Annotated in this window: 18 protein-coding genes and 1 pseudogene; 11 read left to right on the top strand and 8 right to left on the bottom strand. The window is 64.9% G+C overall.

Annotation, left to right across the window (positions count from 1 at the left end; translation table 11 throughout):
* Positions 1 to 13 precede the first annotated feature (13 nt).
* The 7 genes from AB4Y34_RS03725 (at position 14) to AB4Y34_RS03695 (ending at position 6,747) form a co-directional block, all read left to right on the top strand.
* Positions 14 to 913, top strand: coding sequence for a LysR family transcriptional regulator (locus tag AB4Y34_RS03725; RefSeq protein WP_368715273.1), 900 nt, complete (start codon positions 14 to 16; stop codon positions 911 to 913).
* A 552-nt stretch (positions 914 to 1,465) separates the two neighbouring features.
* Positions 1,466 to 2,191 (top strand): cytochrome c, encoded by a 726-nt coding sequence (locus AB4Y34_RS03720; protein ID WP_368715272.1) that lies wholly within the window; start codon positions 1,466 to 1,468, stop codon positions 2,189 to 2,191.
* Positions 2,188 to 3,528, top strand: a complete 1,341-nt coding sequence (locus tag AB4Y34_RS03715; protein WP_176382504.1) for a cytochrome c — start codon at positions 2,188 to 2,190, stop codon at positions 3,526 to 3,528. The genes AB4Y34_RS03720 and AB4Y34_RS03715 overlap by 4 nt, the downstream gene beginning before the upstream one ends.
* Before the next feature lie 52 nt (positions 3,529 to 3,580).
* Complete coding sequence (locus AB4Y34_RS03710) at positions 3,581 to 3,757, top strand: hypothetical protein (RefSeq protein ID WP_176382503.1); 177 nt, start codon at positions 3,581 to 3,583, stop codon at positions 3,755 to 3,757.
* 2 nt (positions 3,758 to 3,759) lie between these two features.
* Positions 3,760 to 4,332: a cytochrome C oxidase subunit II gene (locus AB4Y34_RS03705; protein ID WP_176382502.1), complete on the top strand. Its 573-nt coding sequence runs from the start codon at positions 3,760 to 3,762 to the stop codon at positions 4,330 to 4,332.
* The gene (locus AB4Y34_RS03700; RefSeq protein ID WP_368715271.1) at positions 4,319 to 5,944 is read left to right on the top strand and encodes a b(o/a)3-type cytochrome-c oxidase subunit 1; all 1,626 of its coding nucleotides are present in this window, start codon (positions 4,319 to 4,321) and stop codon (positions 5,942 to 5,944) included. Before AB4Y34_RS03705 ends, AB4Y34_RS03700 begins: the two co-directional genes overlap by 14 nt.
* Entirely contained in the window at positions 5,941 to 6,747 is an 807-nt protein-coding gene (locus AB4Y34_RS03695; RefSeq protein ID WP_176382500.1) for a cytochrome c, read from the top strand. Before AB4Y34_RS03700 ends, AB4Y34_RS03695 begins: the two co-directional genes overlap by 4 nt.
* 37 nt (positions 6,748 to 6,784) lie before the next feature.
* On the opposite strand, the gene AB4Y34_RS03690 is transcribed toward AB4Y34_RS03695, so the two are convergent.
* Positions 6,785 to 8,431: a methyl-accepting chemotaxis protein gene (locus tag AB4Y34_RS03690; protein WP_176382499.1), complete on the bottom strand. Its 1,647-nt coding sequence runs from the start codon at positions 8,429 to 8,431 to the stop codon at positions 6,785 to 6,787.
* A 227-nt stretch (positions 8,432 to 8,658) separates the two neighbouring features.
* On the opposite strand from AB4Y34_RS03690, the gene AB4Y34_RS03685 reads away from it, so the two are divergent.
* Complete coding sequence (locus AB4Y34_RS03685) at positions 8,659 to 9,459, top strand: hypothetical protein (RefSeq protein ID WP_176109603.1); 801 nt, start codon at positions 8,659 to 8,661, stop codon at positions 9,457 to 9,459.
* Positions 9,460 to 9,605: 146 nt separating this feature from the next.
* Here AB4Y34_RS03685 and AB4Y34_RS03680 read toward each other — a convergent pair whose 3' ends face one another.
* Positions 9,606 to 10,136 (bottom strand): single-stranded DNA-binding protein, encoded by a 531-nt coding sequence (locus AB4Y34_RS03680; protein WP_176382497.1) that lies wholly within the window; start codon positions 10,134 to 10,136, stop codon positions 9,606 to 9,608.
* A gap of 146 nt (positions 10,137 to 10,282) precedes the next feature.
* On the bottom strand, positions 10,283 to 11,470 hold the full coding sequence (locus AB4Y34_RS03675; RefSeq protein ID WP_368715270.1) for an MFS transporter: 1,188 nt from the start codon (positions 11,468 to 11,470) through the stop codon (positions 10,283 to 10,285).
* 308 nt (positions 11,471 to 11,778) lie between these two features.
* On the opposite strand from AB4Y34_RS03675, the gene uvrA reads away from it, so the two are divergent.
* From uvrA to AB4Y34_RS03660, 3 genes and pseudogenes are all read left to right on the top strand, one after another.
* Positions 11,779 to 14,652, top strand: coding sequence for an excinuclease ABC subunit UvrA (gene uvrA / locus AB4Y34_RS03670; RefSeq protein ID WP_368715269.1), 2,874 nt, complete (start codon positions 11,779 to 11,781; stop codon positions 14,650 to 14,652).
* 35 nt (positions 14,653 to 14,687) lie between these two features.
* A complete protein-coding gene (locus tag AB4Y34_RS03665; RefSeq protein ID WP_176125054.1) occupies positions 14,688 to 15,773 on the top strand; it encodes an AI-2E family transporter in 1,086 nt (361 codons plus the stop codon).
* A gap of 267 nt (positions 15,774 to 16,040) precedes the next feature.
* Positions 16,041 to 16,569, top strand: a pseudogene (locus AB4Y34_RS03660) (PepSY-associated TM helix domain-containing protein); the annotation flags it as partial.
* 47 nt (positions 16,570 to 16,616) lie between these two features.
* Here AB4Y34_RS03660 and purU read toward each other — a convergent pair.
* The 5 genes from purU to AB4Y34_RS03635 all read right to left on the bottom strand — a co-directional run bounded on the left by purU (position 16,617) and on the right by AB4Y34_RS03635 (position 21,922).
* A complete protein-coding gene (gene purU, locus AB4Y34_RS03655) occupies positions 16,617 to 17,486 on the bottom strand; it encodes a formyltetrahydrofolate deformylase (RefSeq protein ID WP_176125056.1) in 870 nt (289 codons plus the stop codon).
* Between the two features lie 81 nt (positions 17,487 to 17,567).
* Positions 17,568 to 18,431, bottom strand: a complete 864-nt coding sequence (locus AB4Y34_RS03650; RefSeq protein ID WP_368715268.1) for a DUF4743 domain-containing protein — start codon at positions 18,429 to 18,431, stop codon at positions 17,568 to 17,570.
* Positions 18,432 to 18,502: 71 nt separating this feature from the next.
* The gene (locus AB4Y34_RS03645) at positions 18,503 to 19,117 is read right to left on the bottom strand and encodes a LysE family translocator (RefSeq protein ID WP_368715267.1); all 615 of its coding nucleotides are present in this window, start codon (positions 19,115 to 19,117) and stop codon (positions 18,503 to 18,505) included.
* 159 nt (positions 19,118 to 19,276) lie between these two features.
* Positions 19,277 to 19,843, bottom strand: coding sequence for an adenine phosphoribosyltransferase (locus AB4Y34_RS03640; protein ID WP_368715266.1), 567 nt, complete (start codon positions 19,841 to 19,843; stop codon positions 19,277 to 19,279).
* Between the two features lie 81 nt (positions 19,844 to 19,924).
* The gene (locus AB4Y34_RS03635; protein ID WP_368715424.1) at positions 19,925 to 21,922 is read right to left on the bottom strand and encodes a cation:proton antiporter; all 1,998 of its coding nucleotides are present in this window, start codon (positions 21,920 to 21,922) and stop codon (positions 19,925 to 19,927) included.
* Between the last annotated feature and the right edge of the window lie 192 nt (positions 21,923 to 22,114).

Raw genomic sequence — 22,114 nt, 5'->3', positions numbered from 1 at the left:
GAAAAACCGAATCATGAGCCAGCGTGGTTTCGACCTTGCGCAGTTGCGGACCTTCGTCGCCGTCGCCGAATCGGGCGGAGTGTCGGCGGGCGCCGAGCGCGTGTTCCTGTCACAGTCGTCGGTAAGCGAGCAGCTGAAAAAGCTCGAGGAGCGCGCCGGCCAGCCGCTCCTCGTGCGCGGCCGCCAGGGTGTGAATCCGACGCCCGCTGGCGGGCGTCTGCTCGAGCACGCGCGCCGCATCATCGCGATGAGCGAAGCGGCCTTCGACGACCTGCAAGGCCGCTCGCTTGACGGCGAGCTGCGCATCGCAATCACCGATTACTACCGCCCGCACCACATCGCGCGCATCCTCAAGACGTTTTCGGAACAGCATCCGCGGCTGAAGCTGCACGTGACGGTGCTGCCGAGCGCGGTGATCGACAGCGGCGCGGACGATCACGCGTCGTTCGACATCGGTTTGTCGGCGCGGCTCGTCGTCGGTCAGCCGCGCGCACGCGGTGCCGGTGCCGGTGCCGGTGCCGGTGCCGCGAGCATCGTCGTGCGGCGCGAAAAGCTGCTATGGGCCAGTTGCGCCGATGCCCCCACCCGCCCCGCCACACCGTATCAACTAGTGCTGCTGCCGACGACCTGTCAGCTGCAGCGCTTCGTCGTCAAGCTGCTCGACGAACACAAGGTAGCGTATGTGGTGTCGCATTCGGCGTCGGGCGTCGCGGGGCTGCAGCTCGCTTTGAAGGCGGGGCTGGGGATTTCCTGTCTGAACGAGTCGTCGCTAGGAGGCGGCGTGGTCGCGTGCGCCGCGAACATCGGCTTGCCGCCGCTGCCCGCCATCGAGTTTCATCTGTTGCCGCGGCGTCCGGGCGAAAGCGAACTGGTCGGCAATGCACGTGATGCGCTCGTGCGACTCTTCGCATGAAGCCACGGCCGTTTGCGCAAAACGTGAAACCACACAAACGAGACTAGACCCCGGCACAAATAAAATTCACAGCAACATTTATGGATCGACATCAGCTAATCACATTAACCTGATGCATTGACATCGATAAGCCGAGGCGCAACAAAATCCACCGCGCCAAGCCGTACATCCAAGCCGGTCCGCATTATCGGAACGCCTGTTTACCTTTGTATTCTCTATTGACGCATCCAACAAATTGTTGCACGCTGCTACTGGATATCACACGCTTTTCAGCGCCTCATGCGTCGCTCATTGGAGCCCGAAAGCCGCCGTCCCAGGCGCATCCAGCGCAGATCATTGTCGCAGATCAAAGTTTTTGCCGGACAATTGCATCATCATTGCGCTTCTGTAGTTCGCGTTCCCGAACAAGCCCGTTCCGAATAGCGGTTAATAGCAAGTCAATTAAAAGCAGCTAGTCCCGAGATGCGCCGTTTCCGGATTCATGAGTCAATCCGCACACCCGCGCCGGGTATATAAATCGAGCGATAAGAACGTTCCAAAACGAGGCCCGGTGTGTATCGCAAAACTATCGGCTCTGCGGTCCTGTTCGTGCTGTGCGCGCTTCAAGCGCTATGGAGCGGCGCGGCGTTAGCGGCCACCGACGCGGCCGGCGCGATGCCGCCATCGATGGACCAGCGCATACGCGCTTGCACGTCGTGTCACGGCGAGCAGGGCCAGGGACGCAAAAACGACTACTTCCCGCGCATCGCCGGCAAGCCGGCCGAGTACCTGTTCAACCAGCTGATCGCGTTTCGCGACGGCGGCCGCACCTATCCGCCGATGGGCTATCTGCTCGCGTTCCTGCCCGACGACTACCTGCGTCAGATCAGCGAGTACTTCGCGGCCCTGCAGCCGCCCTATCCCGAATCCGAGCGCGCCGCCCTGTCGCCGAAGCTGCTTGCCGCCGGTGAAAAGCTCGTGACGCATGGCGACCCGGCGCGCGGCATCCCGGCGTGCATCGCCTGTCACGGCGCCCGCATGACCGGCACGCAGCCGGGCATTCCGGGCCTGCTCGGCTTGCACGCGAGCTATATCGCCGGACAGATGGGCACATGGCGCTCGGGCACCCGCCACGCGCTCGCCCCGGACTGCATGCGCACGATCGCGCTCAAGCTGAACGACAACGACATCGCCGCGGTATCGAACTGGCTCGCGCGCCAGCCGCGTCCCCCCGATCCCCGGCCCGCACCGGCATCCGCCGAGCGGCTGCCCCTCGCTTGCGGGAGCCAACCGCAATGAAGCCGACACTCCGCCCGTCCGGTTGGCTGCGCCCGGCAAGCATGGCTAGCGTCCTTGCAACCGGCAGCTTCGCGCTCGCGTTAATGGTCCATGGACCACTCGCGACGCCGGCGCATGCCGCGACCGCCGCGCCCCAAGGCGCGGAAGCAACTGCCACGGCTGGAACCAGTTCCGACACTCGCCCCGAGATCGTCAGACGCGGCGAATACCTTGCGCGCGCGGGCGACTGCATCGCGTGCCACACCGCGCCGCGCGGCCGGCTGTTCGCCGGCGGGCTCGCGATGGAAACGCCGTTCGGCACGCTGTACTCGCCGAACATCACGCCGGACCCGCAGTACGGCATCGGCACGTGGAGCGAGGAAGCGTTCTTCAAGATGATGCGCACCGGCCGCAAGCCGGACGGCGCGCCGATCTATCCGGCAATGCCGGTCGCCCAGTACACGAAGGTCACGCGCGAGGACTCGGACGCGATCTTCGCGTTCCTGAAGACCGTCGAGCCGGTGCGTCAGCCGAATCACCCGCACACGCTACGCTTCCCGTTCAATCAGCGCGATCTGCTGTACGGCTGGCGCACGCTGTATTTCCACGAGGGTGAGTTCAAGCCCGACCCGACCAAATCGGTCGAATGGAATCGTGGCGCGTATCTGGTCGAGGGGCTCGGGCACTGCACGATGTGCCACACGCGCATCAACATGCTGGGCGGTTCGTCGCCGCGCGAGCAGTTCGCGGGCGGGCTGATTCCGGTGCAGAACTGGTACGCGCCGTCGCTCACTTCGGACAAGGACGGCGGCCTCGGCGACTGGAGCATCCAGGACATCGTCGATCTGCTGCAGGCGGGCATCTCCAATCGCGGCGCAGTCTACGGCCCGATGGCCGAGGTCACCTATCACAGCCTGCAGCATCTGAGCGAGGAAGACATCCGCGCGATGGCCGTCTATCTGAAGTCGCTGCCCGACCAGGGCGGCCGCAAGACCGGTCCGAGCGCGACGCCGAACCCGAAGGTGTTCGCGCTCGGCAAGCAGATCTATGCTGACAAGTGCGCGATCTGCCACGGCGACAACGGCGAAGGACAGCTGCCGCACTACCCGCCGCTCGCGGGCAACCAGTCGATCGAAATGGACTCAGCGGTCAATCCGATCCGCATCGTGCTGAACGGCGGGTTCCCGCCGGGCACCAAACGCAATCCGCAGCCGTTCGGCATGCCGCCGTTCGGCCAGGAGCTGAACGACGCCGAAGCGGCCGCCGTCGTCACGTTCATCCGCACCGCGTGGGGCAATCACGGGCTGCCGGTGACGGCCCGCGAGGTCAACGAGCTGCGCAAGGCACCGCTGCATTGAGTTGCCGTCCCGAAAGGGCCACACCGAAGCGCCGCATAGGAGAACCATCGACATGAAAGCGAACGCTCCCCCCAGCGCCGCTCCCCCGACCGACGACGAAGTCGAACACGTCGTCGCGTCCGGTCCGCGCGGCGCGATCGCGCTGGCCGGCGTCGCCGCCGTCATCGTGATGCTGATCTGGTTCGCCTTCTACTTTTTCGCGTTTCTGCCGCGCGGCATCATCCACTGACCATGTCGACCGACTCCTCTCATCAACCCGGTAGCGGCCATGCGGTCGCATTGCGCGCCGAGCGGCGCTGGGCGATCTTCGCGGTCGCGCTGATCGTGCTGATGCTCGCCGTGATCGTGTTCGTGGGCGTGCATTGGTCGATGATGCCGCCGTCGCGCGTCGAGACGATCGATCCGTCGCGCCTGCAGCTATCCGGCGAATTCGCCGAAGACAACCTCGGCAGCGCGGTGCAGCCGGACGGCTCGGTGATCGTGCGCTTCGTCGCGCAGCAGTACTCGTTCACGCCGCAATGTCTGCTGGTGCCCGCCGATACGCCGATCACGATCCGCACCACCAGCGCCGACGTCGTGCACGGCCTGCTCGTCACCGACACCAACATCAACACGATGGTCGTGCCCGGCTACGTCGCGACGCTGAACACGCAGTTCGACCATCCCGCCGATCACGCGATGCCGTGCCACGAGTTCTGCGGCTTCGGCCATCAGACCATGTGGGCGCACGTGAAGGTGATCGACAAAGCCGCCTTCTTGGAGCAGGCACGACAATCACGGAGACTGAGCTGTGTTCCACGCTAAGCGACTCGTACTCGCGCATTTCTGGCTCGCCTTCATCACGTTCGCGATCGCGCTATGTCTCGGCGCATGGCAGATGCTGGTGCGCAGTCCCCTGTTGCCGTGGATCGGCGATCCTGAGCTGTACTACCGTTCGGTCACCGCGCACGGCACCGTGATGGCCTACGTGATGCCGACGCTGGTCGCGATGGCCTTCGGCTACGCGATCGTCGAACTCTCGCTCGGGCAGCGCCTCGTCGGCCTCAAATGGGCGTGGGCCGCGCTCATCATGCTGCTGGTCGGCGCGGTGATGGCGATGGTGCCGGTCGCGCTCGGCCGCGCCTCGGTGCTCTACACGTTCTATCCGCCGATGGTCGGCAGTCCGTTCTACTACCTCGGCGTCGTGCTCGTAGTGGTCGGCTCGTGGATCTGGGTCGCGCTGATGCACGTGAACCTGCGCATCTGGAAGCGTGCGAACCCAGGCAAGCCCGTGCCGCTCGCGATGTTCGCGAACGTCGCGGGCGCGTACCTGTGGGCCTGGACCGCGGTCGGCGCGGCGCTCGAGATCCTGTTCCAGATCCTGCCGGTCGCGCTAGGCTTCGCCCATACGATCGACGCCGGCCTCGCCCGCGTGCTGTTCTCGTGGACGCTGCACGCGATCGTGTACTTCTGGCTGTTTCCGGCTTACATCGCGTTCTACACGCTGGTGCCACGCTCGATCGGCGGACGGCTCTACAGCGACTCGATGGCGCGGGTGTCGTTCATCCTGTTCCTCGTGTTCGCGATGCCGATCGGCATCCATCACCTGTTCGTCGATCCGCAAGTCGGCGCTGGCTTCAAGTTCGTGCATGCGGTGTTCACCGGCATGGTGTCGGTGCCGACGCTGCTGACCGTGTTCACGATCTGCGCGTCGGTGGAAATCGCCGGCCGGCTGCGCGGCGGCAAGGGCGCGCTCGGCTGGCTGACCGCGTTGCCGTGGAGCAACCCGATCATGCTGGCAGTCGCGTTCTCGTTCGTGATGCTCGGCTTCGGCGGCGCGGGCGGCCTCATCAACATGAGCTATCAGCTGAACTCGACCGTGCACAACACGCAGTGGGTGACCGGCCACTTCCACCTGATTTTCGGCGGCGCGATCGTCATCATGTACTTCGTGATCGCGTACGAACTGTGGCCGCAACTGACCGGCCGCGCGATCGTGTCGGTGAAACTGATGCGTACGCAATTGTGGCTGTGGTTCATCGGCATGATGGTGGTCACGATACCGTGGCATTGGGTCGGCCTGCTCGGCGCGCCGCGCCGCATGGCCTATTACGACTACGCGATGCCCGGCGTGCAGGGACAGGGCGTGTGGGTCGTCATGTCGGCGGTGGGCGGCCTGATCCTGCTGGTGTCCGGCCTGCAGTTCGTTTATATCCTCGCGAAATCGCAGCTCGGCCCCGTGGAAGAACCGCCGGCGTTCCGCTTCGCGGTCGCGGCGCACCCGGTCGAGCGCGTGCCGGTCGCGCTCAACGGCTTCGGCCTGTGGGTCGCGCTGATGATCGGGCTCACGGCCGTCAACTACAGCTTCCCGATCGTCCAGTTGCTCAGACTGCCGCAGACTTCGGTGCCGGCAGTCGTCGTCGGAGCGCCGCGATGAATGAAGAACGCCTGTTCACCCTGCGCAATCCGTGGTTCGTGTGGAGCGTCGGCGGCACGGTTGCGATCGCGATCGTCGCGATCCTGATCGGCTTCGTATGGCTGCCGTCGGCTAGCAGCGCATTCGGCGACCTAAGCCTGTGGGCGAGGATTTGCGGCGCCGCCGGCGTGCCGTCGAGCTGGTACAGCGGCAACGAGAAGAGCCAAGTGCCGAGCGACGTCGTCGTATTGCCGCCTTCAGGCGCGAACCACCCGTTGGCGGATTCGATCGGCCGCGGCGCGACGCTTGCTAATCAGCACTGCTCGATGTGCCACGGCGTGCTCGCTACCGTGCAGGTCACCGCGCCGCCGCTAGCCGGACAGTACGCCGACGCGATCTACAAGGAACTGCGCGACTTTCAGAGCGGCCAGCGGCCAAGCGCGGTGATGCAGGAGATCATCGCGGGACGCAGCGACCAGGATCTGCACGATCTGGCCGCCTACTACGCGTCGCTCCCGCTCGCTCCGGCGGCCGAGAAAACCCGGGCCGGCGAAGGACCCGATCCGATTGCTGTCAGGCTCGTGATGCAGGGCGATCCGCAACGCAATATCGCGCCGTGCGCGGCGTGTCATGGACAGCTAGACCGCAAAGGCGCGGCACCGTGGCTCGGCGGACTGTCGGCGGCCTATCTGACCGCGCAGTTGCAAGCGTTCGCTTCGGGCGCTCGGCACAACGACATCAACGAGCAGATGCGCCATGTCGCGCGGCAGATGACGCCCGAGGAAATGGACGCCGTGTCGAGGTATTACGCGGCCATGCAGTAGTGGGAAGGTGCGCGGTGACGCAGCGCAACGGCTCGCGTCACGCCGCCACAAACTCGCTATCCAGGCTCCGCGCGCCGACACCGCCCGCGCGCTTCGTGCCCGGCGCCGCAACACCGCCGCGCGACTCGCTGCCGGTCCGGAACACCGCCACTGCCGCCGACAGGCGCCGTGCCTGATCTTCCAGCGAACTCGCCGCCGCGGCCGCCTGCTCGACGAGCGCCGCGTTCTGCTGGGTGACCTCGTCCATCTGACCGACCGCGCGATTGACCTGATCGATGCCGGTGCTCTGTTCGAGCGCTGCCGCCGCGATCTCGTTCATGATCGAACTGACGCGCGCGATCGCGCCGACGATGTCGTTCATCGTCGTGCCCGAGCGTTCGACGAGCTGCGAGCCCTGCTCCACGCGCGCGGTCGACGCATCGATCAAGCCCTTGATCTCCTTGGCCGCCGCCGCGCTGCGCTGGGCGAGCGAGCGCACTTCGCTCGCGACGACCGCGAAGCCGCGTCCCTGCTCGCCGGCGCGCGCCGCCTCGACCGCGGCGTTCAGCGCGAGGATGTTGGTCTGGAACGCGATCCCCTCGATCACACCGACGATATCGGCAATCCGCCGCGAATCGTCGACGATGCCGTGCATCGTGCCGACCACCTGCTCGGTCAACTCGCCGCCCTGCGCGGCCAGCGTCGAGGCGCCCTGCGCGAGCGTGCTCGCCTGCTTCGCGTTGTCGGCCGTCTGCTTGACCGTCGAGGTCAGCTCTTCGATGCTGGCGGCCGTTTCCTCGAGCGCCGCGGCCTGCTCCTCGGTACGTTGCGACAGATCGGCGTTGCCCGCTGCGATCTCGCTGACGCCGGTATCGATCGATTCGGTGCCTTGACGAACCGCGTTGACGGTCGCGATCAGCGACTCCTGCATCTTGCGCAGCGCGGCCGCGAGACGACCCATTTCGTTGCCGCCGAGCACTTCGACGCGGCCGCTCAGGTCGCCGTTGGCGATGCGCTGGAACTGCGCGATCGTCGCATCGACCGGCGCGACGATCGCGCGCACGAGCACGAAGCGGGCGAGCAAGCCGCCGACCAGCGACAGCGCAATGCCGATCGCCACCGCGGTGCAGATCGCGTAGAACAGCTCCTGCGCATCCTTATAGCGCTGTGCGCCATGATCGAGCTGCAACTGCTCGAGTGCGAGCATGGCCTTCTCGTACGCGCTGTACAGCGACGGCAGCTTATGCGCCTGCAATTGCTGGAAGGCGTTGGTGTCGGCCGACTTCAGCGCGGCGAGCGTCGGATCGACGCCATCGCGCAGAAACGCGTCGCGCTTTTGCTGCATGTCGGCGATCAGATGCTGCTCATCGGCATCCGTGCCCGCATGGCTCAAATAGTGGGCAAGCCGCTCGTCGGAGGCTTTGCGGTACTGATCGAAGCGCTTGAGCACCGCGCTCGCGCCGTCCTGGTCGTTGAGCGCGACGAGCGACGCGTAGGTCGCAAGCGCCAGACGCAGGCGCAGCAGCTGGCCGGAGCTGCCTTCGAGGTCCGCGACGGCGGGCGTGTCGACCGTGTACATCTGCTGCAGCGACGCGTTCGACGAGCGCAGCGACAACAATCCCGCAGCCGCGCCGAGCAGCAGCACGATGCCGAAGAACACGATCATCAGAGTGAGGCTGGTGCGAATCGACAGCTTTTTCAACATCGGACTGGTCTCCTTGGGCTGCCCGGCCGATGGTTCCGTATCGTTGACGATAGCTGCATGGCCACGCAGGCTGCGCCCACGCCGTTCGGCCCGGTCCGCAACTTGTCTGAAAATTAAGCAAACAGCACATTGAGGACAACGGCGTATCGGTCGAAAACTTTATGGTTGATCGCTCGCCCCGCTTGCGTTACATCAATGAAGTCTCGAAGCCCGTCCGGAGCGCGCCCATGTCGGAAATCGGTTCGGCCGTACTCGTGTTCGCGCTGCTGCTGATCGCCACCGGCCTCGGCGTCGGGGTGCGGCCGCTGCTGCCGGAGGAGCACAAGGCGCACGAGACCGTACAGCTCGTGCAGCTCGTGATCGGCATGCTGGTGACGTTCGCCGCGCTGGTGCTGGGTTTGATGACGGCATCGGCGAAATCGAGCTTCGATACGGCGTCGAACGATATGCGCACCTATGCGGCCGAGCTGATCGAATTCGACACGACGCTGCGTGAGCTCGGCAGCGCGGCCGACGAGTCGCGGCGCCTGTTGCGCCAGTACACAGCGGCGGCGATCGCGTCGACGTGGCCGCGCGAGCCCGCGCCGAGCGGCGACTACCCGCGCGATCTCGGTTCACCCGACAATTCGCAGCAACTCGAAAACGTCCGTCTGGGCGACATGCTGACCACGGTGGGGAGGCAATTGCGACAACTGCGCACGCAGGATGCGTTGCAGCAACGCGCGCTCGATGACGCGTTGATTCAGTACCGGCGCGTCATCGACGCGCGCTGGAAGATCATCGAGGAAGCGCACAGCTCGATTTCGCAGCCGTTCTTCTGGACGCTGACGTTCTGGCTAGGCGTGATTTTTCTGAGCTTCGGGTTGATCGCGCCGCGCAATGCGTTGGCGCTGGTGACGATCACGCTGGGAGCGGTGTCGATTGCTTCGGCGGTTTATGTGATCGTGGATCTGGATACGCCGTTCACCGGGCCGATCGTGATTTCGAGTCTGCCGTTGCGGGACACGTTGGAGCATTTGAGCAGGTGACTTTCGGCGGGCAGGCAGGCTCCGTGCGCGCGTGTAACGTAAAAAATGCCGGCAAACAGAAGGCCCCCTTTCTTAACAGAAAGCGGGCCTTTCTCGTTGTGTCGATCAGCGGGGACGCTGGTCGGGTCGGCATTGAGCCGGAACGATCAGAACGGGATATCGTCGTCCATCTCGTCGAAGCCGCCGCCAGCCGGCGCGCTCGGACGGCTCGCGCCGCCACCGCCACTGCCGCCACGCGAGCCGCCGCCCGACGACATGCCGCGACCACCACCGCCGCCGCTACGCTCCGACGACTCGCCACGGCTATAACCGCCTTCGTCGCCGCCACCCATCGAAGCGCCGCCTCGGCCGCCGAGCATTTGCATTTGTTCCGCGACGATCTCGGTCGAGTAACGATCGGTGCCGTCCTGGGCTTGCCACTTGCGCGTGCGGATGCGCCCTTCAAGGTACACCGACGAGCCCTTCTTCAGATATTCCGCCACGATTTCCGCCAGGCGGCCGAAGAACGCGACGCGGTGCCACTCGGTGGCTTCCTTCATCTCGCCCGACGCTTTGTCCTTGTAGCGGTCCGTCGTCGCAAGGCGGATGTTCGCCACTGCGTCGCCGCTCGGAAGATAGCGGACCTCCGGATCGGCGCCGAGGTTGCCGACCAGAATGACCTTGTTCACGGATGCCATGAATTTCTCCTGTTGATTCCTGTTGCAGGCGGCGCGGCACTACGCGGTTCACGTCTCATGGCCGGCGGGCCCGAGACCAGAAGAGCGCCTCTGCCCGCCGCCGGGTGAGTTCTGGATGATTCGGGAAGTGCCCCGAGTACGCTGCGTTATGCCTTGCGCGGCGGCTGTTTCATCTTTGCGGCGATTATAAGCCAGCAAAATACCAGCCCGGAGCAGGCGAAGAAAACCGCGCTCTGGCCGTTCATCTTCAGCAGCCAGCCGCCGACCATCCCGCCCAGCGCAAGACCGATCGACTGCGTGGTGTTGTACACGCCGGCCGCGGCTCCCTTGCGGGTACCGGGCGCTAGCTTCGACACCAGCGAAGGCTGCGACGCTTCGAGAATATTGAAGCCGAGAAAGTACACGAACAGGATCGCCGCCACACTCAGAATCGTATGCGGAGCAACGCCCAATAACAACTGGCCGATCAGGATAAGGGCGATCGCCGACAACAGTACGATCTTCATCTTGCCGCGCTTCTCGGCGGCGATGATCGCCGGCACCATCATCACGAACGACAGCCCCATTACCGGCAGATACACCTTCCAGTGCGACGCGACCGGCAGCCCGCCCGCTTCGAGAATGCGCGGCACGACGAGGAACAGCGCGGTTTGCGTCGCGTGCAGCACGAGCACGCCGAAATTCAAGCGCAGCAGCTCGACGTTGTGCAGCACTTCGGCGAACGGCGCGCGCACGTGCACCGGCTTCGGCGCATCGGGCACGACCCACACCACCACACCGATCGCGAGGATCGCGAACACGCCGACCAGCGTGAAGAGCCCGCTCATGCCGAGCCAGTGGAACACGATCGGTGCGCCCACGATCGCGACCGCGAACGACACGCCGATGCTGCCGCCGACCATCGCCATCGCCTTCGTGCGATGCTCCTCCGCGGTCAGATCGGCGATGAACGCGATCACCGCCGACGACACCGCCCCCATCCCCTGAATCACCCGGCCGACGATGATCCACGTCATGTCGTGCGCGCCCGCCGCGACGAAGCTGCCGATCGCGAAGATCAGCAGGCCCGTTGCGATCACCGGCTTGCGGCCGACCTTGTCGGAGATCCAGCCGTAGAAAATGTAGAGCATCGACTGCGTGACGCCGTACGCGCCGAGCGCGATGCCGACGAGCAGCACGTTCTCGCCACCGGGGATAGTCTTCGCGTAGATCGAGAACACCGGCATGATCATGAAGAGACCCAGCATGCGCAGCGCGAAGATGGCGGCAAGCGACACGGTCGCGCGCAATTCGGGCGCGCTCATGCGTGTGGAGATGGCGGACGGATTGGACATCGAAGCGTTGTTTGAATGAACCGGGCGGCGAGCCCGTGGGGACAGCCTTGAGCGCCGGCACAGTGGAGCAGGACGAACAGGCGGGCGGCTAGCCCCGGCATATCGGCAGGTCCGCGCCGAAGAGACATCGCAATGCGCAAAGCCCGTGCCCTACCGTCCCGCCGACGCTCGCGGCATCTTGTACTCACGGAAAACGGCCCCAGCTACGCCTCTTTCCCGCTGTCAGCACGCCGTAACGGCGGTCTGGAAAAGTCGTTATAGTAGCAGGTTTGGCCTCTTTCCCTTTCCGCAGTTCATGGAATAAATCCGTGGAACAAATCCGTATTCGTGGGGCTCGCACCCACAACCTGAAGAACGTCAATCTCGACCTACCGCGTCACAAGCTCGTCGTTATCACGGGGCTTTCGGGCTCCGGGAAATCGTCGCTGGCGTTCGATACGCTGTATGCGGAAGGACAGCGGCGCTACGTCGAAAGTCTGTCCGCCTATGCACGGCAGTTCCTGCAACTGATGGAAAAGCCCGACGTCGACCTGATCGAAGGGTTGTCGCCGGCTATCTCGATCGAACAGAAGGCGACCTCGCACAATCCGCGTTCGACGGTCGGCACCGTCACCGAAATCCACGATTATCTGCGTCTGCTGTTCGCCCGCGTCGGCACGCCCTACTGCCCCGATCACGAGATTCCGCTCGAAGCGCAAAGCGTGTCTCAGATGGTCGACGCGGCGCTCGCGCTGCCTGAAGAAACGCGCGTGATGATCCTCGCGCCAGTCGTCAGCGATCGCAAGGGCGAGCACACGGATCTGTTCGAGGACATGCAGGCGCAAGGCTTCGTGCGCTTTCGCGTGCGCTCGGGAGGCGGCACCGCCAACGAAGGCACCGCGAAAATCTACGAAGTCGACTCGCTGCCGAAGCTGAAGAAAAACGACAAGCACACAATCGACGTCGTGATCGACCGTCTGCGCGTGCGTCCCGACATGAAGCAGCGTCTCGCCGAATCGTTCGAAACGGCACTGCGTCTCGCCGACGGCCGCGCGATCGCGCTCGAAATGGATACGGACAAGGAGCATCTGTTCAGCTCGAAGTTCGCCTGCCCGATCTGCTCGTATTCGCTGCAGGAACTCGAGCCGCGCCTGTTCTCGTTCAACAACCCGATGGGTGCGTGCCCCGAATGCGACGGCCTCGGCCAGATCACGTTCTTCGATCCGAAACGGGTGGTCGCGCATCCGTCGCTGTCCCTCGCGGCGGGCGCGGTGAAGGGCTGGGACCGCCGCAACCAGTTCTACTTCCAGATGCTGCAGAGCCTCGCGGCGTTCTACGACTTCGACATCGACACCGCGTTCGAGGACCTGCCGGAGAAAGTCCGCAAGATCCTGCTGTACGGTTCGGGCAAGCAGGAGATTCCGTTCTCGTACATCAACGAGCGCGGCCGCACGTCGGTGCGCGAGCACGTGTTCGAAGGGATCATCCCGAATCTGGAGCGGCGCTACCGCGAAACCGATTCGTCCGCGGTACGCGAAGAGCTCGCCAAGTATCAGAACAACCAGCCGTGCCCGGCGTGCGCGGGCACGCGGTTGCGCCGCGAGGCGCGCTTCGTGCGCATCGGCGCCGACAGCGACGCGCGCGGCATCTTCGAGATCAGCGGCTGGCCGTTGCGCGATGCGCTCGGCTACTTCCAGACGCTGCGCCTCGAGGGCTCGAAGCGCGAGATCGCCGACAAGGTCGTGAAGGAAATCGTCGCGCGTCTGATGTTCCTGAACAACGTCGGGCTCGATTATCTGTCGCTCGAACGCAGCGCGGAAACGCTGTCGGGCGGCGAAGCGCAGCGTATTCGCCTCGCCTCGCAAATCGGCTCGGGGCTGACCGGCGTAATGTACGTGCTCGATGAACCGTCGATCGGCCTGCATCAGCGCGACAACGACCGCCTGATCTCGACGCTCAAGCATCTGCGCGATCTCGGCAACTCGGTGATCGTCGTCGAGCACGACGAGGACATGATCCGCATGGCCGACTACGTGGTCGACATGGGCCCGGGCGCCGGCGAACACGGCGGCATGGTTATCGCGGAGGGCACGCCCAAAGAGATACAGAAGAACGCGGCGTCGCTGACGGGCCAGTACATGTCGGGCGCGCGCACGATCGAGTACCCGGACGAGCGCAAGGAACCCGACGAACGGCATCTGCGCATCGTCGAGGCGCGCGGCAACAATCTGCACAACGTGACGCTCGATCTGCCGGTAGGTCTGCTGACTTGCGTGACCGGCGTGTCCGGCTCGGGCAAGTCGACGCTGATCAACGACACGCTGTACCAGGCGGTCGCGCATCATCTGTACGGTTCGGCCACGGAGCCGGCGCCGTACGAGTCGATCGAGGGCCTCGAACATTTCGACAAGGTGATCAACGTCGATCAGTCGCCGATCGGCCGCACGCCGCGCTCGAACCCGGCCACCTACACAGGCCTTTTCACGCCGATCCGCGAGTTGTTCGCGGGTGTGCCGGCCGCCAAGGAGCGCGGCTACGATCCGGGCCGCTTCTCGTTCAACGTCAAGGGCGGGCGCTGCGAATCGTGCCAGGGCGACGGTGTGCTGAAGGTCGAAATGCACTTCCTGCCCGATGTGTACGTGCCGTGCGACGTGTGCCACGGCAAGCGCTACAACCGCGAAACACTCGACATCCAGTACAAAGGCAGCAACATCAGCGAAGTGCTCGACATGACGGTCGAGCACGCGTATGAGTTCTTCAAGGCCGTGCCGGTCGTCGCGCGCAAGCTGAAAACCTTGCTGGACGTGGGTCTAGGCTATATCCGCCTGGGTCAGTCGGCGACCACGCTATCGGGCGGCGAGGCGCAGCGTGTGAAACTATCGCTGGAACTGAGCAAGCGCGATACCGGTCGCACGCTATACATTCTTGACGAACCAACCACCGGCCTGCACTTTCACGATATCGCGCTGTTGCTGGAAGTCATACACCGGTTACGTGACCAGGGTAATACCGTCGTGATCATCGAACATAATCTCGATGTAATCAAAACCGCGGACTGGGTCATCGATCTTGGCCCCGAAGGCGGCGCCGGCGGCGGGCAGATCATCGCCCAGGGCACGCCTGAGCAGATCGCGAAGTCGAAGGCCAGTTTTACCGGACAATATCTGGCGCCGCTGCTCAAGCGCGCCGCCAGCACAAAATAACGCTGCACTATCGAGGTTTGGAGACGGGATAAGCCATGACCAAGCGTAATCAGGCGCGCGAAGAAGATCGGGTGCAGGACCTGCGCCCGCGCCCGGTCAGGCTGACCAGCGACATGAGTCTGCCGAAGCTGTCGGCGGTCGAGATTGGCAGCTACGTCGTGATGCTGTTCGGCATGTGGGCGGTCATCGAACTGAAGCTGCTCGGCGCGCTGCTCGCCGGGCTGCTGGTGTTTCAGCTCGTGCAAATGATCGCGCCGCGCATCGAGCGCCACATGTCGAGCAGGCGGGCACGCTGGCTCGCGGTGGTGCTCCTGTCGACGGTGATCGTCGGCGCGCTGACGGGGCTCACGCTCGGCATCATCTCGCATTTCGAGAACGACGTGCCCAGCGTGCAGACGCTGCTCGATCAGGCCATGCAACTGATCGACCAGGCGCGCGGCAGGATTCCGCAGTTCGTCGCGAACTATCTGCCGGTCGACACCGAACAAATGAAGACCAAGGCCGCGGAACTGATGCACACGCACGCGAACATGCTGCAGCAAGGCGGCACGACCGCCGCGCGCGCGTTCACTCACGTGCTGATCGGCATGATCATCGGCGCGATCATCGCGGTCGGCGCGCAGAAGCATATGCAGCGGCTGCCGCTGTCCACGGCGTTTGTCACGCGCGTCACGCGTTTTGCCGAAGCGTTTCGCCGCATCGTGTTCGCGCAGGTGAAGATTTCCGCGCTCAATGCGGTATTCACGGCGATCTTCCTGCTCGTGATCCTGCCGACCTTCCACGACCGGCTGCCGCTGTCGAAGACGCTCGTCCTCGTCACGTTCATCGTGGGTCTGCTGCCGGTGATCGGCAATCTGATCTCGAACACGATCATCGTCGCGGTCGCGCTGTCGGTCAGTTTTCCGGCGGCGATCATGTCGCTCGTATTCCTGATCCTGATTCACAAGCTCGAGTACTTCCTGAACGCGCGGATCGTCGGCGGTCAAATCGAGGCGCGCGCGTGGGAACTGCTGATCGCGATGCTGGTGATGGAAGCAGCGTTCGGTATCGCGGGGGTCATTGCGGCGCCGATTTTTTATGCGTACATCAAGCGTGAGCTGATTTATTTGCGGTTGGTGTGAGCGGGGCTGGGTTGGGCTTCAAAGTCAGCGCTCACTAGCGCTCATCGGCCTGCACGCCCGGCAGTCCACGCAGGCGACGGAAGCGAAAGCGGCAGTTCGGCGCCGCTTTTTTTATGCTTCCCGCGACGCGGCACCGTCGTCGGCTGCTGACAGGAAACTTGCGGCCGAACGCGCCAACCCCAAAGATGCGAGCAATTCCTATTTACGCCCAGTCCGCATCGTGAGGTTTCAGCCGATTCGCCGCCCGCGATTCCGTCTGGCTCGCGCATGAGACGCCAGCTTGTCCGCCTGCACCGCTGGTTCGGGGTCGCGACTGCACTGTTTCTGTTCGTCGCTTACCGGTGCGATCATCGCGTGGGACCACGCGCAGGATGCCGCGCTGAATCCGTCGTTCTACCCGGCTCGCACGGCTGGGCCGACGCTGCCCGGCCTCGAACTGGCGAATCGCGTCGAAGCCGCCGATCCGCGTCTTCGGGTGACCTATCTGCCGCTCGAGGTCGAACCGGGTCACGCGCTGCAAATGATGGTGCAGCCGCGCACCGACTCGGCAACGAAGCAGCCCCTATCCGCTCGACTTCAACCAGATTGCCGTCGATCCCGTCACCGGCGAGATCCAGGGACGCCGCGAATGGGGCGCCGTGTCGCTCGCGCGGCTGAACCTGATTCCCTTCATCTACAAGCTGCACTACACGCTGCAACTGCCGCTCACCGGCGGCGTTGACATCGGCACGTGGTTGATGGGGATCGTCGGCATGGTGTGGCTTTCGATAGCGTGATTGCACTGTGCCTGTCGTTTTCGAGACCGCGCCGGCCTCGACCGGCGCGGTGTTAGCGGTGCAATTTTTAGCGGAACACCACCGTCTTGCTGCCGTTCAGCACGACACGATGCTCGACGTGCCACTTCACCGCACGCGCGAGCGTCACGCACTCGACGTCGCGACCGATCGCCGTCAGTTGTTCCGGCGTCATGCTGTGGTCCACACGCTCGACTTCCTGCTCGATGATCGGACCTTCGTCGAGATCAGTCGTCACATAGTGAGCCGTCGCGCCGATCAGCTTCACGCCGCGGTCGAACGCCTGGTAGTACGGCTTCGCGCCCTTGAAGCTCGGCAGGAACGAGTGATGGATGTTGATCGCGCGTCCGGCGAGCGCCTCGCACAGGTTCGGCGACAGGATCTGCATGTAGCGCGCGAGCACCACGAGGTCAGCCTGATGCTCGCTGATCACTTCGAGCACGCGCGCTTCCTGCGCGTTTTTCGCTTCGGGCGTGCCGCCGAGCAGCGGGAAGTGATGGAACGGGATGTCGTAACTCGCGGCGAGCTGGTAGAACTCCTTGTGGTTCGAGATGATCGCCGGGATGTCGATATTCAGCTGACCGGTGCGGTAGCGAAACAGCAGATCGTTCAGGCAGTGGCCGATCTTCGACACCATGATCACGACGCGCGGCTTCACGTTCGCGTCGTGCAGCTCCCAGCTCATGCCGAACTGCTCGGCAAGCGCCACGAACGACGCGCGCAGCGCGTCGAGCCCCGGATCGCCGCCCACCTGTTGAAAATGCACGCGCATGAAGAACTCGCCGGTGCGGCTGTCGCCGAACTGCGCGGAGTCGAGAATATTGCTGCCGCGCTCGAACAAAAAGCCCGACACGGCGTGAACGATGCCGGGCCGGTCGGCGCACGACAGTTTGAGGATAAAGCTGTGATCGGTCGACATGACCTCGGTGACTCCCTTCTTCAATGCGTGGTTTGTTTCAGTGGTACTGGCTGCGGGGCGGGCCCGACCGATGAGCCTCGGTTAGCCCAGCGGCGGCGGCGCGAACAGCGCGTCGATGCCCTCGCACGCGTCCTCGTCGATCCAGCGGCGGCGCAGCAGGCAATCGAGCGTCGCGAGGCTGGCGTCGACGGTTAGCGCGCCTTCCTCGATCCAGCGTGCGACTTCGTCGACGCGCGCGAGCCGGTGTTCGCCCACTTCGCCGTCCTCGTTGCGCGGCGCGAAGTCGGCGGGCAGCGCGAGGTCGTAGATGAAGATCTGCTCGGCCTGCGTGCCTTCCGGCAGCGATTGCAGCACGTGCGCGGTGCGGCCCGCGACCGCGCTCGCCGCGATCTCCGCTGGGATGCCCGCTTCTTCCCAGCACTCCTTGACGATCGTTTCGGCGATACCGAAGCCCCAGCCGATCCCGCCCGCGACGACATTGTCGAGCATGCCGGGGTCGGTGGCCTTCGTGTCGCTGCGGCGCGCGATCCACAATTGCGGCGCGCCACGGGGCGCGCCGCCATCCGCATATTCTACGACGCCGTTCAGATGCACCGCGTACGTCATTGTGCCGAAGAAGCGCGATGCCGCGCGCTCGATATACGCGAGCGGCGGCGCGTCGAACGCATTGCGGATCGCGTAGGTCTCGTTGCGCCAGCCGGGGATGCGGCCATCGGCGGCGAGCGCGCCGATCACGGAAGCGAGCGCTACGCTGCGCAGATGGACGCTATCGAAGGTGGCGGAGAGCGTCACGCCGTCGTTCGCGATCTCGAACACGTCGGGCCAGCGCGCGAGCAGCGGCACGTCGCGCTCGCGAATCCAGCCGACCTGTTCGGCGCCGATCAGAAACGGCCGATGCGCGTTCGCGTCGAAGCGGCGCGCGGCGGTGATGCAAGGCAAAGTCATCGAAAACTCCAAAACGTCCGCCGTCGTGGCGAACCTGGCAAAGCGGAAGCGGACGGGTTGCGTGACGCGCGTCAGTCGCGCAGTGCGACGCGAATCCCGATCGCGATGAACGTCGCGCCGGCCACGCGATCGAGCCACAGGCCGACACGCGGCCGCCGTCTGAGCCAGCTGCCGATGATCCCCGCGCACACGCCGAACAGCGAAAACACCACGACGGTCTGCAGCATGAACAGCGCGCCGAGCTCGAGCATCTGCCCGGTCACGCTCTGCGCGCCGCCGGGCTGCACGAACTGCGGCAGAAACACGACGAAGAACAGCGTGACCTTCGGATTCATCAGATTGCCGAGCACGCTCTGGCGAAAGACAGCCGAAAGCGGCTGCGGCGCACGCTCGTGCGCGGTCGCGAGCCCCTGACTGCGCAGCGCCTTAATGCCGATCCACACCAGATACGCGGCGCCGGCGAGCTTGATCGCTTCGAACGCGAGCGGCGACGAACGCAGCAGCGCGGCGACGCCGAGCGCCGCAAGCGTCGTATGAAACGTGATGCCGGCGGCAAAGCCGAGCGCGGCGACGAGGCCGGCCGCGCGGCCCTGCGAGATGCCGCGCGCGAGCACCTGCAGATTGTCCGGGCCGGGCGCCACGGTGATCGCAATCGAAGTGGCGAGAAACAGCAGGAAATTGGGCATCGTGGTGGCCTTCTGGGTTGGGCGGCTGGTGAGCCCTGGCGGCAAGCCATGTCGTTGAACCCGGTTGGCCTTGTGCGGCCAACGGAGCCTGTGCGACTTTAACTGCTGGTACGGCGAGAAACCCGACCGTCACGGCGCACGCGGTAACGGCCTCCGGGTTCAGTGACCGCCGAAACTCGTCACTGTATAGAGCGCAAGACCGCCCTCGCACAGCAGCTTCGAACCGCCCAGGTCCGGCAGATCGACGATCGCCGCACCTTCCACGACGACCGCGCCGAGCCGCTCGAGCAGCAGCTTGCCGGCCATCATCGTGCCGCCGGTCGCGATCAGGTCGTCGATGATCACGACGCGATCGCCCGGCTCGCACGCATCCTCGTGAATCTCGACAGTCGCGGTGCCGTATTCCAGTTCATACGATTGCGAGATCCGCTTGTACGGCAGCTTGCCCGCCTTGCGAATCGGGATGAAGCCGATGCTCAGCTCGTGCGCGACGATCGGCCCGATGATGAAGCCGCGCGCATCGAGCCCGGCGATGTAATCGAGCTTCGCATCGATATAGCGCTGCACGAACAGGTCGATCAGCACGCGCAGCGACTTCGGCTCGCGCAGGAGCGGCGTGATGTCGCGGAACTGCACGCCCGGCTGCGGCCAGTCGGGCACCGTGCGAATGTGACTTCTGAGGTACTCGGCCGCATCGAGCGGCGCGCTCGCGAGCGCGTTGGACATGATGTCTCCGGATGGACCTCGACAGGTCCGGTGAAATGCTTGAATCAGGGCCGCCCGCCAGAACGGGCCAGGTTCACGGGTTCAGGCCGCGGCGGCGCGGCGGTGCTTCGACAGCCGCTCCTCGGCCTGCGCCAGTTGCTCGGGCAGACCGCGCAGCACCACGATGTCGCTCGCGCGCAGTTTCGTCGACGGGTCCGGTTCGACGCCGCGGATGCCGTGCCGGCGGATCGCGGTCACTTCGACACCGAGTTCGTACAGGCCCACCTCGGCGAGCGTACGGCCCACCGCGTCGGAGCTCTCGTCGACCGGCACCGATTGTAGCCGCACCTGCTCGTGACCGTCGTCGTCGTCGATGTCGTCGGCGCCGTGGAAATAGCCGCGCAACAGCGAGTAGCGTTCGTCGCGCATCTCCTCGACGCGCCGCACCACGCGCCGCATCGGCACGCCCATCACGACGAGCGTGTGCGACGCGAGCATCAGGCTGCCCTCGACGATCTCCGGAATCACCTCGGTCGCCCCGGCGGCGAGCAGTTTCTCCAGATCGGCGTCGTCGACGGTACGCACGATGACCGGCAGCGTCGGCTCCATCTCGTGAATGTTGTGCAGCACGCGCAGTGCCGACGGCGTGTTCGCGTAGGTGATCGCGATCGCGGCCGCGCGATGCAGGCCCGCGGCCAGCAGCGACTCGCGCCGCCCCGCGTCGCCGAACACGACCGATTCACCGGCCGCCGCGGCCGCCGCGACACGGTCGGGATCGAGGTCGAGCGCGACATACGAGAGCCCTTCATGCTCGAGCATGCGCGCGAGGTTCTGCCCGGCGCGCCCATAGCCGCAGATGATCACGTGGCCGCTCTGCTTCAGGCTCTGGGTCGCGATGCGTGTCATCTGCAACGACTGCATCATCCATTCGGTCGAAGACAGCCGCAGCACGACGCGGTCCGCGTTCTGGATCATGAACGGCGCGGCGAGCATCGACAGCAGCATCGCGGCGAGAATCGTCTGCAACAGCGTCGCGTCGACCAGATGCCGGTCGAGGATCAGGTTCAGCAGCACGAAGCCGAACTCGCCCGCCTGCGCGAGACCGATACCGGTGCGCATCGCGACGCCCGGCGTCGCGCCGAAAAGCCGCGCAAGGCCGGTAATCATGACCATCTTCAGCAGCACCGGGCCGATGAAAAACGCCAGCACGACGAGCGGATGCTCCCAGATCACGCGCGGATTGAGCAGCATGCCGGTAGTCACGAAGAAGAGCCCGAGCAGCACGTCGCGAAACGGCTTGATGTCCTCTTCCACCTGATGCCGGTACGGCGTCTCGGCGATCAGCATGCCGGCAATGAATGCGCCGAGCGCGAGCGACAGCCCGAATTTGTCGGTGATGAACGCGGCGCCGAGCGTCACCAGCAGCAGATTGAGGATGAACAGCTCCTGCGAGCGGCGCCGCGCGACCACGTTGAACCAGCGCGTCATGAAGCGCTGGCCGACGATCAGCAGCAGCGCGAGGGCCACGATGATCTTGATCGCCGCGATGCCGAGCGCGCTGGCCAGATTCTCCGAGCGGCCACCGAGCGCCGAAATGATGATCAAAAGCGGCACCACCGCGAGATCCTGGAACAGCAGCACGCCGAAGATATTGCGGCCGTGCTCGGTTTCGATCTCGAGCCGCTCCGCCAGCATCTTGCTGACGATCGCGGTCGACGACATCGCCAGCGCGCCGCCCAGCGCGACGCACGCCTGCCACGTGATATGCACCCAGCGCTCCAGCACGAAGCCGAGCGACACCGCCACCCCGACCGTGCCGATCACCTGCAGCAAGCCGAGTCCGAACACGAGCCGGCGCATCGTGCGCAACTTGGCCAGCGAAAACTCCAGCCCGATCGAGAACATCAGGAACACGACGCCGAATTCCGCGAGGTTCTGCGCACCCGCCGAATCGGGAATCAGCCCGAACGCATGCGGGCCGACGACGATGCCGACCGTCAGATAGCCGAGCATCGGCGGCAGATTCAGGAAACGAAAGACCACCACGCCCGCCACCGATGCCAGCAGCAGAAACAGCGTCATCTCGAGCGGGGAAATCATCGGCAAAAACGCATGGGTGAAGCGTCCTCGTTCGTCAGCGGAACCGCGCACGAGAACGCCGTGCGACATGATGGATAGGGCCGGCAAAAAGCTGCTAAAGAGCGGCAAAGCAGCTGCAAATGAGACTATCGACAGGCCGACGAAGACAGCGGCCCGGCACAGCAGGCCCGGCGCGGCGAACAGGCGCCTTTG

This window comes from Paraburkholderia sp. BR10954, from assembly GCF_040965775.1.
In the GTDB taxonomy this organism is placed as follows: domain Bacteria; phylum Pseudomonadota; class Gammaproteobacteria; order Burkholderiales; family Burkholderiaceae; genus Paraburkholderia; species Paraburkholderia youngii.
This window is presented reverse-complemented; position numbering and strand designations above follow the sequence as displayed.

Coding starts and splice junctions, on each gene's coding strand:
- AB4Y34_RS03725 (WP_368715273.1), top strand. CDS start 14: ATGAGCCAGCGTGGTTTCGACCTTGCGCAGTTGCGGACCTTCGTCGCC.
- AB4Y34_RS03715 (WP_176382504.1), top strand. CDS start 2,188: ATGAAGCCGACACTCCGCCCGTCCGGTTGGCTGCGCCCGGCAAGCATG.
- AB4Y34_RS03710 (WP_176382503.1), top strand. CDS start 3,581: ATGAAAGCGAACGCTCCCCCCAGCGCCGCTCCCCCGACCGACGACGAA.
- AB4Y34_RS03705 (WP_176382502.1), top strand. CDS start 3,760: ATGTCGACCGACTCCTCTCATCAACCCGGTAGCGGCCATGCGGTCGCA.
- AB4Y34_RS03695 (WP_176382500.1), top strand. CDS start 5,941: ATGAATGAAGAACGCCTGTTCACCCTGCGCAATCCGTGGTTCGTGTGG.
- AB4Y34_RS03690 (WP_176382499.1), bottom strand. CDS start 8,431: ATGTTGAAAAAGCTGTCGATTCGCACCAGCCTCACTCTGATGATCGTG.
- AB4Y34_RS03685 (WP_176109603.1), top strand. CDS start 8,659: ATGTCGGAAATCGGTTCGGCCGTACTCGTGTTCGCGCTGCTGCTGATC.
- AB4Y34_RS03680 (WP_176382497.1), bottom strand. CDS start 10,136: ATGGCATCCGTGAACAAGGTCATTCTGGTCGGCAACCTCGGCGCCGAT.
- AB4Y34_RS03675 (WP_368715270.1), bottom strand. CDS start 11,470: ATGTCCAATCCGTCCGCCATCTCCACACGCATGAGCGCGCCCGAATTG.
- AB4Y34_RS03665 (WP_176125054.1), top strand. CDS start 14,688: ATGACCAAGCGTAATCAGGCGCGCGAAGAAGATCGGGTGCAGGACCTG.
- purU (WP_176125056.1), bottom strand. CDS start 17,486: ATGTCGACCGATCACAGCTTTATCCTCAAACTGTCGTGCGCCGACCGG.
- AB4Y34_RS03650 (WP_368715268.1), bottom strand. CDS start 18,431: ATGACTTTGCCTTGCATCACCGCCGCGCGCCGCTTCGACGCGAACGCG.
- AB4Y34_RS03645 (WP_368715267.1), bottom strand. CDS start 19,117: ATGCCCAATTTCCTGCTGTTTCTCGCCACTTCGATTGCGATCACCGTG.
- AB4Y34_RS03640 (WP_368715266.1), bottom strand. CDS start 19,843: ATGTCCAACGCGCTCGCGAGCGCGCCGCTCGATGCGGCCGAGTACCTC.
- AB4Y34_RS03635 (WP_368715424.1), bottom strand. CDS start 21,922: ATGATTTCCCCGCTCGAGATGACGCTGTTTCTGCTGCTGGCATCGGTG.